This is a genomic window from Streptomyces sp. NPDC037290, assembly GCF_055603245.1.
The window spans coordinates 302,409-314,850 of record NZ_JBVJVZ010000007.1 but is presented as its reverse complement, the minus strand read 5'-3'; the positions used below and the strand labels follow the sequence as shown (position 1 = coordinate 314,850).

12 protein-coding genes and 2 tRNA genes are annotated in these 12,442 nt (G+C 69.8%); 6 read left to right on the top strand and 8 right to left on the bottom strand.

The features are described from left to right. Nucleotides 1–4: 4 nt before the first annotated feature. Together ACZ7HQ_RS25715 and ACZ7HQ_RS25710 are read left to right on the top strand one after the other, a co-directional pair. Nucleotides 5–1,111: a Leu/Phe/Val dehydrogenase gene (locus tag ACZ7HQ_RS25715; RefSeq protein WP_470994219.1), complete on the top strand. Its 1,107-nt coding sequence runs from the start codon at nucleotides 5–7 to the stop codon at nucleotides 1,109–1,111. A 289-nt stretch (nucleotides 1,112–1,400) separates the two neighbouring features. Beyond that, the gene (locus ACZ7HQ_RS25710; protein ID WP_069780012.1) at nucleotides 1,401–1,652 is read left to right on the top strand and encodes a DUF3073 domain-containing protein; all 252 of its coding nucleotides are present in this window, start codon (nucleotides 1,401–1,403) and stop codon (nucleotides 1,650–1,652) included. 66 nt (nucleotides 1,653–1,718) lie between these two features. Here ACZ7HQ_RS25710 and purM read toward each other — a convergent pair whose 3' ends face one another. From purM to ACZ7HQ_RS25685, 5 genes are all read right to left on the bottom strand, one after another. After that, the gene (purM, locus tag ACZ7HQ_RS25705; protein ID WP_470994216.1) at nucleotides 1,719–2,786 is read right to left on the bottom strand and encodes a phosphoribosylformylglycinamidine cyclo-ligase; all 1,068 of its coding nucleotides are present in this window, start codon (nucleotides 2,784–2,786) and stop codon (nucleotides 1,719–1,721) included. 37 nt (nucleotides 2,787–2,823) lie between these two features. Then, nucleotides 2,824–4,353: an amidophosphoribosyltransferase gene (gene purF / locus ACZ7HQ_RS25700; protein WP_470994213.1), complete on the bottom strand. Its 1,530-nt coding sequence runs from the start codon at nucleotides 4,351–4,353 to the stop codon at nucleotides 2,824–2,826. Nucleotides 4,354–4,554: 201 nt separating this feature from the next. Beyond that, on the bottom strand, nucleotides 4,555–4,989 hold the full coding sequence (locus ACZ7HQ_RS25695; protein WP_470994210.1) for an META domain-containing protein: 435 nt from the start codon (nucleotides 4,987–4,989) through the stop codon (nucleotides 4,555–4,557). A 66-nt stretch (nucleotides 4,990–5,055) separates the two neighbouring features. Further along, nucleotides 5,056–5,853 (bottom strand): maleylpyruvate isomerase family mycothiol-dependent enzyme, encoded by a 798-nt coding sequence (locus tag ACZ7HQ_RS25690; RefSeq protein WP_470994207.1) that lies wholly within the window; start codon nucleotides 5,851–5,853, stop codon nucleotides 5,056–5,058. A gap of 10 nt (nucleotides 5,854–5,863) precedes the next feature. Further along, the gene (locus ACZ7HQ_RS25685; protein ID WP_470994204.1) at nucleotides 5,864–6,502 is read right to left on the bottom strand and encodes a TetR/AcrR family transcriptional regulator; all 639 of its coding nucleotides are present in this window, start codon (nucleotides 6,500–6,502) and stop codon (nucleotides 5,864–5,866) included. A 96-nt stretch (nucleotides 6,503–6,598) separates the two neighbouring features. On the opposite strand from ACZ7HQ_RS25685, the gene ACZ7HQ_RS25680 reads away from it, so the two are divergent. After that, the gene (locus ACZ7HQ_RS25680; RefSeq protein WP_470994202.1) at nucleotides 6,599–8,062 is read left to right on the top strand and encodes an MFS transporter; all 1,464 of its coding nucleotides are present in this window, start codon (nucleotides 6,599–6,601) and stop codon (nucleotides 8,060–8,062) included. 52 nt (nucleotides 8,063–8,114) lie between these two features. On the opposite strand, the gene purL is transcribed toward ACZ7HQ_RS25680, so the two are convergent. Genes purL through purS form a run of 3 tightly spaced genes read right to left on the bottom strand, consistent with a single transcriptional unit; the run spans nucleotide 8,115 to nucleotide 11,310 of the window. Next, nucleotides 8,115–10,373, bottom strand: a complete 2,259-nt coding sequence (purL, locus tag ACZ7HQ_RS25675) for a phosphoribosylformylglycinamidine synthase subunit PurL (RefSeq protein WP_470994199.1) — start codon at nucleotides 10,371–10,373, stop codon at nucleotides 8,115–8,117. Then, a complete protein-coding gene (gene purQ, locus ACZ7HQ_RS25670; RefSeq protein ID WP_470994196.1) occupies nucleotides 10,370–11,050 on the bottom strand; it encodes a phosphoribosylformylglycinamidine synthase subunit PurQ in 681 nt (226 codons plus the stop codon). Before purQ ends, purL begins: the two co-directional genes overlap by 4 nt. After that, entirely contained in the window at nucleotides 11,047–11,310 is a 264-nt protein-coding gene (gene purS, locus ACZ7HQ_RS25665; RefSeq protein WP_015659417.1) for a phosphoribosylformylglycinamidine synthase subunit PurS, read from the bottom strand. The genes purQ and purS overlap by 4 nt, the downstream gene beginning before the upstream one ends. 310 nt (nucleotides 11,311–11,620) lie before the next feature. On the opposite strand from purS, the gene ACZ7HQ_RS25660 reads away from it, so the two are divergent. From ACZ7HQ_RS25660 to ACZ7HQ_RS25650, 3 genes are all read left to right on the top strand, one after another. Beyond that, nucleotides 11,621–11,938, top strand: a complete 318-nt coding sequence (locus tag ACZ7HQ_RS25660) for a histone-like nucleoid-structuring protein Lsr2 (protein ID WP_031164632.1) — start codon at nucleotides 11,621–11,623, stop codon at nucleotides 11,936–11,938. Nucleotides 11,939–12,107: 169 nt separating this feature from the next. Next, nucleotides 12,108–12,179: transfer RNA gene (locus ACZ7HQ_RS25655), tRNA-Gly, on the top strand. A 79-nt stretch (nucleotides 12,180–12,258) separates the two neighbouring features. Then, a tRNA-Gly gene (locus tag ACZ7HQ_RS25650) sits at nucleotides 12,259–12,331 on the top strand. Nucleotides 12,332–12,442 lie beyond the last annotated feature (111 nt).

Below are 12,442 nucleotides of genomic sequence, written 5' to 3'. Positions count from 1 at the left end.
CACAGTGACCGACGTAATTGGCGCACCTGCTGATGTCCTGCACACCCTGTTCCAGTCGGACCAGGGCGGCCATGAGCAGGTCGTGCTCTGCCAGGACCGCGCCACCGGCCTGAAAGCCGTGATCGCCATCCACTCCACCGCCCTGGGCCCGGCCCTCGGCGGCACCCGCTTCTACCCCTACGCGACCGAGGCGGAGGCCGTCGCCGACGCCCTCAACCTCGCGCGCGGCATGTCGTACAAGAACGCCATGGCCGGCCTCGACCACGGCGGCGGCAAGGCCGTGATCATCGGCGACCCGGAGCGCGACAAGACCGAGGAGCTGCTGCTCGCCTACGGCCGCATGGTCGCCTCGCTCGGCGGGCGCTACGTCACCGCCTGCGACGTCGGCACCTACGTCGCCGACATGGACGTCGTGGCCCGTGAGTGCCGCTGGACCACCGGCCGCTCGCCCGAGAACGGCGGCGCCGGGGACTCCTCCGTCCTCACCGCCTTCGGCGTCTACCAGGGCATGCGCGCCTCCGCCCAGCACCTGTGGGGCGACCCCTCGCTGCGCGGCCGCAAGGTCGGCATCGCAGGCGTCGGCAAGGTCGGCCACCACCTGGTGAAGCACCTGCGCGAGGAGGGCGCCGAGGTCGTCGTCACGGACGTGCGCGCGGACGCCGTGCAGCGGATCCTCGAGCAGTACCCCGTGGGCGTGAGCGCGGTCGCGGACACCGAGGCGCTGATCCGCGTGGAGGGGCTCGACATCTACGCCCCCTGCGCGCTCGGCGGCGCGCTGAACGACGACTCCGTCCCGGTGCTCACCGCCAAGGTGGTGTGCGGCGCGGCCAACAACCAGCTCGCGCACCCGGGCGTGGAGAAGGACCTCGCCGACCGCGGGATCCTCTACGCGCCGGACTACGTGGTGAACGCCGGCGGGGTCATCCAGGTGGCCGACGAGCTGCACGGCTTCGACTTCGACCGGTGCCGGGCGAAGGCGGCGAAGATCTTCGACACCACGCTGGCCATATTCGCACGTGCGAAGGTAGACGGGATCCCGCCGGCCGCGGCGGCCGACCGGATCGCCGAGCAGCGCATGGCCGAGGCCCGCGCCGGGCACACTGCACACTGACCCGTCGCACACGTGAGCGGTACCCGTCGGCAGGAACTTCGAGAGAACTCTCACTTCCACCGGCGGGTCGTTCCCCGATAAGTGGTTAAAATCGCCACTGACCAGCGAGGACAGGGCTCCTCGAGGGTCCTGTGCACACGCGCGTGCTGCGGGCGACGTACCGTATGGGCGCGGGCTCAGGTACCGTGGAAGCCCTACGGACCGGCCTCTCTGCGGAGGGTCCGTTCCAGATCATGAACGCGTGTCAGACTCTGGGGCCATCCAGCCCCGTCACCGAGGGGGTCGAGCCATGGGGCGCGGCCGGGCCAAGGCCAAGCAGACGAAGGTCGCCCGCCAGCTGAAGTACAACAGCGGTGGGACTGACCTGTCACGGCTGGCCAGTGAACTGGGCGCATCGACTTCGAGCCAGCCGCCGAACAGCGAGCCGTTCGAGGACGATGAGAATGAAGAGGACGATCTTTACTCTCGTTACGCCGACCTCTATGAGGACGACGACGAGGATGAAGACGACGGTCCCTCACAACATCGTCGCGGCGCTTGACCTTGCACTGAGCACTCGTCCGGTCGGTGGCACTGCCACCGACCGGCTTCTGTGCTACCCGCAGGTTCAGCCGGCGTAGTCTCCGGCCATCTCGGCGCCGGTCTCCTTCTCGCCCCGCTCGGTGATCTCTCCGGCCACCCATGCCTCGACACCGCGGTCGGCCAGGGTCGCGAGGGCCGCCTCGGTGGACTCCTCGGGGACGATCGCCATCATGCCGACGCCCATGTTGAGGGTCTTCTCCAGCTCCAGGCGCTCGACGTTCCCGGTCTTCCCGACCAGGTCGAAGATCGCGCCCGGGGACCAGGTGGAGCGGTCGACGGTCGCGTGCAGCCCGTCCGGGATGACCCGGGCCAGGTTGGCCGCGAGTCCGCCGCCGGTGATGTGCGAGAACGCGTGCACGTCCGTGGTGCGGGTCAGGGCGAGGCAGTCCAGCGAGTAGATCTTCGTGGGCTCCAGCAGCTCCTCGCCGAGGGTGCGGCCGAGCTCCGGGACCTCCGTCTCCAGGGCCAGGCCGGCCGTGTTCAGCAGGACGTGGCGGACCAGGGAGTACCCGTTCGAGTGAAGCCCGGAGGACGCCATGGCGATCACCGCGTCACCCTTACGGATGCGATCCGCGCCGAGCAGCCGGTCGGCCTCCACGACACCCGTACCGGCGCCGGCGACGTCGAAGTCGTCCTCGCCCAGCAGGCCCGGGTGCTCGGCCGTCTCGCCGCCGACCAGGGCGCAGCCGGCGAGCACGCACCCCTCGGCGATGCCCTTCACGATGGCCGCGACGCGCTCGGGGTGCACCTTGCCGACGCAGATGTAGTCGGTCATGAACAGCGGCTCGGCGCCGCACACCACGATGTCGTCCATGACCATGGCGACCAGGTCGTGGCCGATGGAGTCGTAGACGCCCATGCGGCGCGCGATGTCGACCTTCGTGCCGACGCCGTCCGTGGCGGAGGCGAGCAGCGGACGCTCGTAGCGCTTGAGGGCGGAGGCGTCGAAGAGCCCGGCGAAGCCGCCGAGGCCGCCGAGGACCTCGGGGCGCCGGGTCTTCTTCACCCACTCCTTCATCAGCTCGACGGCGCGGTCGCCCGCCTCGATGTCGACGCCCGCCGCTGCGTAGCTGGCACCAGTTGTCTCAGACATGACTGTGAGAGCTTTCGTGTCGTACTGCAGGGTGTTACTACGGGCGACGGATCGCGTCGGCCGCGGCCGTGGCGGCGGGACCGGCCGCCAGCTCGGTCTCCAGCAGCTGCTTGCCCAGCAGCTCCGGGTCCGGCAGCTCCATCGGGTACTCGCCGTCGAAGCAGGCGCGGCACAGGTTCGGCTTGGCGATGGTGGTCGCCTCGATCATGCCGTCGATGGAGATGTAGGCGAGCGAGTCGGCGCCGAGGCTGGTGCCGATCTCCTCGATGGTCATGCCGTTGGCGATCAGCTCCGCGCGCGTGGCGAAGTCGATGCCGAAGAAGCAGGGCCACTTCACGGGCGGCGAGGAGATCCGGATGTGGACCTCGGCCGCGCCGGCCTCACGGAGCATGCGGACCAGGGCCCGCTGGGTGTTGCCGCGCACGATCGAGTCGTCGACGACGACCAGGCGCTTGCCCTTGATGACTTCCTTCAGCGGGTTCAGCTTCAGGCGGATGCCCAGCTGGCGGATGGTCTGCGAGGGCTGGATGAAGGTCCGGCCGACGTAGGCGTTCTTCACGAGACCCGCGCCGAAGGGGATGCCCGAGGCCTCCGCGTAGCCGATGGCGGCCGGGGTGCCGGACTCCGGGGTCGCTATGACGAGGTCGGCCTCGACCGGGGCTTCCTTGGCCAGCCGGCGGCCCATCTCCACGCGGGAGAGGTACACGTTCCGGCCGGCGATGTCGGTGTCCGGGCGGGCCAGGTACACGTATTCGAAGACACAGCCCTTGGGCTTCGCTTCTGCGAATCGGGAGCTGCGCAGACCGTTCTCGTCGATGGCGACGAACTCGCCCGGCTCGATCTCGCGCACGAAGCTGGCGCCGCAGATGTCGAGGGCGGCGGACTCGGAGGCGACCACCCAGCCGCGCTCCAGGCGGCCGAGGACCAGCGGGCGGATGCCCTGCGGGTCACGGGCGGCGTAGAGGGTCTGCTCGTCCATGAAGACGAGCGAGAAGGCGCCCCGCACCTTCGGGAGGACCTGGTGGGCCGCCTCCTCGATGGTCAGCGGCTTGCCGTCCTCGTCGACCTGGGCGGCGAGCAGCGCCGTCAGCAGGTCGGTGTCGTTGGTGGCCGCGACCCGGGTGGAGCGGCTGTTGTTGTCGTTCGGCAGTTCGGCGACCATCTCGGCGAGCTGCGCCGTGTTGACGAGGTTGCCGTTGTGGCCGAGCGCGATCGAGCCGTGCGCGGTGGCGCGGAACGTCGGCTGGGCGTTCTCCCACACGGAGGCGCCCGTGGTCGAGTAACGGGCGTGTCCGACCGCGATGTGACCCTGGAGCGAACCGAGCGAGGTCTCGTCGAAGACCTGGGAGACGAGGCCCATGTCCTTGAAGACGAGGATCTGGGAGCCGTTGCTGACCGCGATTCCCGCGGATTCCTGACCCCGGTGCTGGAGGGCGTAGAGCCCGAAGTACGTGAGCTTTGCGACCTCTTCACCCGGAGCCCAGACACCGAAGACGCCGCAAGCGTCCTGGGGGCCCTTCTCGCCGGGAAGCAGATCGTGATTGAGTCGACCGTCACCACGTGGCACGCCACCGAGTGTAGGCGAGGTCGACCACTGGTCCGAATTGGGGATACGTGGCCGTAACCGGCACAGCGGTCCTGATCACCTTGTCGGTTTCCTCGTTTGCGCTGGTCAGCGCGGCGCCCCTGGTGTCCGTGCGGCCGTTGGGGACCTGTCCCGCAACAGCCCGGGGCGCTCTGGGCGTGGGCGTGAGTGAGGTGTCGCACATCATTCGGGCGCCCTGCGGCTGAGGTGGATGCGGTCGCCGTCGCCGTCGGTGAGGGTCAGCTTCCCGGCGTCGGTCTTGGCGACGAGGGTGCCGGTGGTGAGCGCGCGGGCAAGGGCACGCTCGAAGTCCATGCGGTCCGGGGCACAGGCCATCCTGGTCGTGCGCAGGTCACCGAAGGTGATCCGGTCGCCGTGCACGGTGGCCCGGGCGCTGAACTGGTTGCAGCCGAGGTTGCCGGCCGCCTTGCCGTCCTCGTCGATGCGGAGCCGGGCGGAGGCGGGTGCGTGCCGTGTCGTGTCGCCGACGGTGAGGCCGTCGACCCGCCAGTCGACGCCGGTCACCGGCTGTCCGCCACTCACCGTGCCACTGTCCGCCTTTCCGGTGCCACAGGCCACCGTGAGCGGGACGAGCACGGCGGCCGCTGTCAGGGTCATGCGCTGCTTGTACCGGTTCATACGGGTTCGACGGGCCGACGGTACGACCGGTTCCGCTGCCGCGGCCTACGCCATGAGCGGCAGCAGGCTCCCGATGTCCGCCCGCTCTCCGCTGGCGCTCACCTTGGCATCCTCAAGGGCGTCCTTCCAGGTCAGGCGTCCGGTGGCGAGCCGGAGCCAGGTCAGCGGGTCGGTCTCGACGACGTTGGGCGGGGTGCCTCGGGTGTGCCGGGGCCCCTCGACGCACTGCACCACGGCGTACGGCGGCACGCGCACCTCGGTGGAGCCGCCGGGCGCCTTCACGGCGAGGGCGTCGGCGAGCAGCCGGGTGGCGGCGGCCAGGGCCTGACGGTCGTACGGCACCTGGAGGCCGGGGACGGCGGCGTTGAGGTCGTCGGTGTGGACGACGAGTTCCACCGCGCGGGTGACGAGGTAGTCGTCCAGGGGCAGCGCACCGGCGTTGGTCTGCAGCAGCCGGGAGCCGGGGTGTTCGGCGAGGAGGCTGCGCAGGGAGGCGTCGACGCCGGCGAGGTAGGCGTCGAGGTCCTCGTGGCCGGCGGAGAGGTTCCGGGTGGACTCGTCGACGGCCGAGGAGTGGGCGGCGGTGGCGAAGGGCCACTGCACGACGGTCGCGTCCTGCTTCGGCGGCGCCGGCCGGTCGAGCGCGCGGTGCACGGCCGTGGCGGCCATGCCGATGTGCGCGATCAGGTCCCCCACGGTCCACGCGCCGAGCCGGGTGGGCAGGGCCAGCTGCTCGGGGCCGAGACCGCGGACGGCCTCGCGGACGTTTCCGAGCTGGGCGAGGACCGCGGCCCGGGTCCTGGCGGGGTCGTAACTGCGGGCGCGTTTCTTGGCCGGGGGCATGGCGGTGAGCCTATGCCTTGACGGCGTAGCCCTTCAGGCCGTTCTCGATCAGGCCGAACGCGTGGTGGGCGCGCTCGACGGCGTCGGCCGCGATCGCCTCCGGGCTCTCGCCGGCGGCGAGACGGCGGTAGTGCTCCTCGACCAGGGCGTTGCGGGCCGCGGTCAGGGCGACGGCGGCGACCATGGCGAGCATCGGGTCACCGGTCTCCTCCGCGAGGAGGTCGGCCATCTCCCGGGTCCCGCGCCGGGAGGCCAGGAAGGCGCGCTCCATCAGCGCGCCCGTCCCCGCGACGACCTTGCGCACCTTGAGGAAGATCGGCTCGCTGTGCAGCCCGATGGAGGCGTCCCGGGCCTCGACCATCTCCAGGAACTGCCGGCGTACGGCGTCCACGGCGGACTCCCCCGGCAGCCGGTCGCGCACGGCTCGGGCCGCGTCGTGGAAGTGGTCTTCCATGGGATGGAAGACCAGGTCCTCCTTGGAACCGAAGTAGTTGAAGACGGTCATCTTCGACACGTCGGACGCGTCGGCGATCTCCTGTACCGACACCTTGTCGAAGCCCCGCTCGGCGAAGAGGTCCAGGGCGGTGCGGTAGATCCGCCACATGGTGTCGCGCTTCTTGCGCTCCCGCAGTCCCAGCTCTTCGGCCATGCGGACACCTTACCAAGGCGAATTTTGTACGCGGATGAAATCTAATCTCGGATGAAAGATTGACTCGGTCCATGAACTACGGGCATGGTGGTGCCCATGACTGAGACCCAGCGCAAGATCGGCCTCGCGGCCTGCCTCGTCACGATCGTCCTGGCCGTCCTGGACATGCAGATCGTGTCCGCCGCCACGGTGCCGATCGTCAAGGACCTGGACCCGGACCACGGCATCGCCAGGATTCCCTGGCTGATCAGCGCCTTCTCGCTGGCGTCGGCCGCGATGCTCCCGCTGTACGGCAGGCTCTGCGACGTCCTCGGCGCCCAGCGCGTCTTCCTCGGCGCCCTCGGCACCTTCCTGGCCGGTTCGGCGCTGTGCGGGGCGGCCCGGTCGATCGGCTGGCTGATCGCCTCCCGGGCCGTGCAGGGCATCGGGGCGGGCGGGCTGATGAGCGTGACCATGGTGGTGATCGCCCACCTCGGCGGGCCGGGCGAGAAGAGGAACAAGGGCGCCGGCACCGGCGGGATCGTCGCGGGCGGCGGCATGGCGGTCGGCCCCTGGCTCGGCGGCTTCCTCGCCGACCACGCGAGCTGGCGCTGGGCCTTCTACGTCAATCTGCCGCTCGGCATCGCCGCCCTCGCCGCCGCCGGCTACGCCCTGAAGCTCCCCCGGCACACCACGAGCCGCACGATCGACTTCCCCGGCGCCGCCCTCGCCGCGGCCTTCTCCACCACCCTGCTGCTGGTCACCGAGTGGGGCGGCAAGCAGTACGCCTGGTCCTCCCCGCAGGTCCTCGGGACGGCACTGGTCTCGGCGGCCTCGCTCGCGCTGTTCCTGCGCCGCCAGTCCACCACCGCGGAACCGATTCTTCCCCCCGCCCTGTTCCGCGTCCCCGAGCTGCGCCTCGGCTTCGCGATCCAGGCTCTGGTGGGCGTCGCCATGACCGGTGTCATGTACTACGTGCTGGTCTACCTCCAGCTGGTCCGGGGCATCGCCAGCTCCTCCGCCGGCCTGTTCCTCGTCTTCATGGCGGCCGGCCTGGCGACGGTGGGCTTCGCGGCCGACCGGCTGAGCCGGCGCGGCTGGTCCGAACGGACCTTCACGATCAGCGGCGCCGCCGTGACCGCCGCCGCCTTCCTGCTGCTGGCCACCACCGGCACGCACACCTCGCTCTGGCAGCTGCGGGCGGCCCTGCTCCTCGTCGGCCTGGGCTTCGGCCAGCTCCTCGGCCAGCTGATCCAGCTGGTGCAGCAGGCGGCCCCGCCCCACCAGATCGGCGTCGCCACGACCTCGATCCGCTTCTTCCAGACCCTCGGCGGGGCCCTCGGCGCCACCGTCTTCGGCACCCTGCTGAACCGCCTGTACGACGGCCCCGGCAACGTCGGCTCGCTCGCCGCCCTGCGCGGCCCGGCCCGGGCCCGGGGGGTGAGCGCGTACGTCTCCGCGCTGGACGCGGTGTTCCTGTGCGGGGCCGGGGTCATGGCACTGGCCGTACTGCTCGCACTGCGGCTGCCGCGGAGGCGGCCGGTGGAGGCCGGCGGAACCCGGGAGCCGGTGGCGGCGTGAGAAGGGCCCCGCCCGGTGTCCCGGACGGGGCCCTCCCCCTGACTACGGCTGACTAGGCCAGCAGCGCCGGGATGGTCTCCTCGTGCGCCTTCCGCAGCTCCTCCAGCGTGAGCGCGAACTCGCCCTGGACCTCCACGGCGTCACCGTCCACGACACCGATGCGGGTGGCCGGCAGACCCCGCGCCCCGCACATGTCGTTGAAGCGGACCTCCTCGGAGCGCGGCACCGCGACGATCGCGCGCCCGGCCGACTCGGAGAACAGGAAGGTGAAGGCGTCCAGGCCGTCCGGGACGACCAGACGTGCGCCCTTGCCGCCGAGCAGTGCCGACTCGACCACGGCCTGGACCAGACCGCCGTCGGACAGGTCGTGCGCGGAGTCGATCATGCCGTCGCGGGAGGCGGAGATCAGGATCTCGGCCAGCAGCCGCTCACGCTCCAGGTCGACCTGCGGGGGCAGGCCGCCGAGGTGGTCGTGGACCACCTGGGACCAGGCCGAGCCGCCGAACTCCTCGCGGGTGTCGCCGAGGAGGTAGATCAGCTGGCCCTCCTCCCGGAAGGCGACCGGCGTGCGGCGGGCCACGTCGTCGATGACGCCGAGGACCGCGACCACCGGGGTCGGGTGGATCGCCGCCTCGCCCGTCTGGTTGTAGAGCGAGACGTTGCCGCCGGTCACGGGGGTGCCGAGCTGCTGGCAGGCGTCCGCCAGACCGCGCACGGCCTCCGCGAACTGCCACATCACCGCCGGGTCCTCGGGCGAGCCGAAGTTCAGGCAGTCCGACACCGCGAGCGGCTTCGCACCCGTCGTCGCCACGTTCCGGTAGGCCTCGGCCAGCGCCAGCTGCGCGCCCGTGTACGGGTCGAGCTTGGCGTAGCGGCCGTTGCCGTCCGTGGCGATCGCGACCCCGAGGCCGCTCTCCTCGTCCACGCGGATCATGCCGGAGTCCTCCGGCTGGGCGAGGACGGTGTTGCCCTGCACGAAGTGGTCGTACTGGGACGTGATCCACTTCTTCGACGCCTGGTTCGGCGAGGCCACGAGCTTCAGGACCTGGTCCTTCAGCTCCGCGCTGGAGGCCGGCCGCGGCAGCTTGTTCGCGTCGTCGGCCTGGAGGGCGTCCTGCCACTCGGGGCGGGCGTAGGGACGCTCGTACGTGGGGCCCTCGTGGGCGACCGTGCGCGGGTCGACGTCCACGATCTTCCCGCCGTGCCAGAAGATCTCGAGGCGGTCGCCGTCGGTCACCTCACCGATGACGGTGGCGATGACGTCCCACTTCTCGCAGATCTCCAGGAAGCGGTCGACCTTCTCCGGCTCCACGACCGCGCACATGCGTTCCTGCGACTCGCTCATGAGGATCTCCTCGGGTGAGAGCGTGGAGTCGCGCAGCGGCACGTCGTCAAGGGTGACGCGCATGCCGCCGGAGCCGTTGGAGGCGAGCTCGGAGGTGGCGCAGGACAGACCGGCGGCACCCAGGTCCTGGATACCGACGACCAGCTTCTCCTTGAAGGCCTCCAGGGTGCACTCGATGAGGAGCTTCTCCTGGAAGGGGTCGCCGACCTGGACGGCGGGGCGCTTCGACGGCTTGGCGTCGTCGAAGGTCTCGGAGGCCAGGATCGACGCGCCGCCGATGCCGTCGCCGCCCGTCCGGGCGCCGTAGAGGATGACCTTGTTGCCCGCGCCGGAGGCCTTCGCGAGGTGGATGTCCTCGTGCCGCATCACGCCGATGGCACCGGCGTTGACCAGCGGGTTGCCCTGGTAGCAGGAGTCGAAGACGACCTCGCCGCCGATGTTCGGCAGGCCCAGGCAGTTGCCGTAGCCGCCGATGCCCGCGACGACGCCCGGGAGCACCCGCTTGGTGTCGGGGTGGTCCGCGGCACCGAACCGCAGCGGGTCGACCACGGCCACCGGCCGCGCACCCATCGCGATGATGTCGCGGACGATGCCGCCGACACCCGTGGCCGCGCCCTGGTAGGGCTCGACGTAGGAGGGGTGGTTGTGCGACTCGACCTTGAAGGTCACGGCGTAACCCTGGCCGACGTCCACCACGCCCGCGTTCTCGCCGATGCCGACGAGGAGGGCGTCGCTCTCGGGTGCCTTCTCGCCGAACTGGCGCAGATGGACCTTGGAGGACTTGTACGAGCAGTGCTCGGACCACATGACGGAGTACATGGCGAGCTCGGCACCGGTGGGCCGGCGGCCGAGGATCTCGACCACGCGCTCGTACTCGTCCTTCTTGAGACCGAGTTCGGCCCAGGGCAGCTCGACGTCGGGGGTCGCGGCCGCGTGCTCGACCGTGTCCAGAGGCGTCCGGCTCATACGTTGACCAGCTTCTTGAGGATCGAGGTGAAGAACGGGAGCCCGTCGGTACGGCCCGTACCGATCAGCGGCTCGACGGCGTGCTCGGGGTGCGGCATGAGGCCGACGACGTTCCCGGCCTCGTTGGTGATGCCGGCGATGTCCCGCAGCGAGCCGTTCGGGTTGAAGTCCAGATAGCGGAAGACGACCCGGCCCTCCGCCTCCAGCTTGTCGAGCGTGTACTGGTCGGCGACGTAGCGGCCGTCCATGTTCTTCAGCGGGATGTGGATCTCCTGGCCCTGGCGGTAGTCACCGGTCCAGGACGTCTCCGCGTTCTCCACCCGCAGCTTCTGGTCGCGGCAGATGAAGTGGAGGTGGTCGTTGCCGAGCATCCCGCCCGGGAGGAGGTGTGCCTCGGTGAGGACCTGGAAGCCGTTGCAGATGCCGAGGACCGGCAGGCCGGCCTTCGCCTGCTCGATGACGGTCTCCATCACCGGCGAGAACCGGGAGATGGCACCGGCCCGCAGATAGTCGCCGTAGGAGAAACCGCCGGGGAGGACCACGGCGTCGACCTGCTTGAGGTCCTTGTCCTTGTGCCACAGGGCGACCGGTTCGGCGCCCGCGAGGCGGATCGCGCGCTGGGTGTCCCGGTCGTCGAGGCTGCCCGGGAAAGTGACGACGCCAATACGAGCGGTCACTTGGCCGCCTCCGCGACTTCTTCGACCTTGACGGTGAAGTCCTCGATCACGGTGTTGGCGAGGAAGGATTCCGCAAGATCGTGGATGCGGGCGAGCGCGGCCTCGTCAACAGGCCCGTCAACTTCCAGTTCGAAACGCTTTCCCTGACGTACGTCCGAGATCCCCTCGAAACCCAGGCGCGGCAGCGCACGCTGGACCGCCTGGCCCTGGGGGTCGAGGATCTCCGGCTTGAGCATGACGTCGACTACGACGCGTGCCACTGGCACTCCCGGTGTGTGGTGCTGAGCAGGTTCCTTCAGACTACCCGCACAAAATTTCTACGCGAGTAGAGTTGGAGGAAACTACGTGAGGCGCATCACGATCGGGTGTCGAAGCCGGGCCGCCGTGAAAAGTTCTGGGAAAGTTCGACCGTCCGCCCGGTTCACCTATTGTCTCCGGACACGCGGGCGGATTTAGTCGGGCTTCACTTTGCATTGCCGGGCACTGTACAAATGAATTGGCAATAGCCGATACTCGGCACGTCATCGCCGTTGAGCTGTATCGACGTGCCGCACGAAGGGACCGATATTCGTGGCTCAAAAAGTCGTGGTCACGCTCTTTGACGACATCGACGGCTCGGAAGCGGCGGAAACGATCGCCTTCGGACTCGACGGCAAGTCGTACGAGATCGACCTGAACGAAACCAACGCCAAGAAACTGCGCAAGGCGCTCGCGCCCTACGTCGAGGCCGGCCGCAAGCGGTCACGGTCCGGCAAGGCGTACAAGCAGACGGAGGTCGCCCCCGACCCGGCGGCCGTCCGTGCCTGGGCCCAGGCCAACAAGATGGACGTCCCGGCCCGCGGACGCATCCCCAAGAAGGTCTACGAGGCCTTCAGCGCCGCGCAGTGAAGCCCGCGAAGGGGTGGCCCTCAGGGTTCGTCAGCGGACCCTGAGGGCCGTGCACTTGGGCATACCGGGCAGCGGGGGGACGCCGACTTGCGCGACCCCCCTGCTGATCAGCTAGTGTCTGGAGCACGCCGAGGGGCGAGGCCGAAAAGGCCGGAACCCCGAGGAGCGTGCGGGTGTAGTTCAGTAGCAGAACATCCCCCTTCCAGGGGGAAGGCGCAGTGTGCGATTCCTGTCACCCGCTCTGGCACCGGTCATGACCACCCTTGTGGATCAGGTAGGCTGGTGCTCGCACCGATCGGTGGGAGCCGGTCGGGAGCAGTGCGGACGTAGCTCAGTTGGTAGAGCGCAACCTTGCCAAGGTTGAGGTCGCGAGTTCGAGCCTCGTCGTCCGCTCGGGAATGAGACCCCGGTCCACTGGACCGGGGTCTTTTCGTTGCCCGTGATCCGCTCTGACATTTGTCATGCCGAGCGATGACACCGCGCACTGCCGAGCCGCTCCGGCCG

Bases quoted from the DNA above. Each gene is read 5' to 3' on its own strand.
- purM (WP_470994216.1), bottom strand. From the start codon at position 2,786: ATGTCTGAGACAACTGGTGCCAGCTACGCAGCGGCGGGCGTCGACATC.
- ACZ7HQ_RS25690 (WP_470994207.1), bottom strand. From the start codon at position 5,853: ATGCCCCCGGCCAAGAAACGCGCCCGCAGTTACGACCCCGCCAGGACC.
- ACZ7HQ_RS25685 (WP_470994204.1), bottom strand. From the start codon at position 6,502: ATGGCCGAAGAGCTGGGACTGCGGGAGCGCAAGAAGCGCGACACCATG.
- ACZ7HQ_RS25680 (WP_470994202.1), top strand. From the start codon at position 6,599: ATGACTGAGACCCAGCGCAAGATCGGCCTCGCGGCCTGCCTCGTCACG.
- purL (WP_470994199.1), bottom strand. From the start codon at position 10,373: ATGAGCCGGACGCCTCTGGACACGGTCGAGCACGCGGCCGCGACCCCC.
- ACZ7HQ_RS25695 (WP_470994210.1), bottom strand. From the start codon at position 4,989: ATGACCCTGACAGCGGCCGCCGTGCTCGTCCCGCTCACGGTGGCCTGT.
- ACZ7HQ_RS25710 (WP_069780012.1), top strand. From the start codon at position 1,401: ATGGGGCGCGGCCGGGCCAAGGCCAAGCAGACGAAGGTCGCCCGCCAG.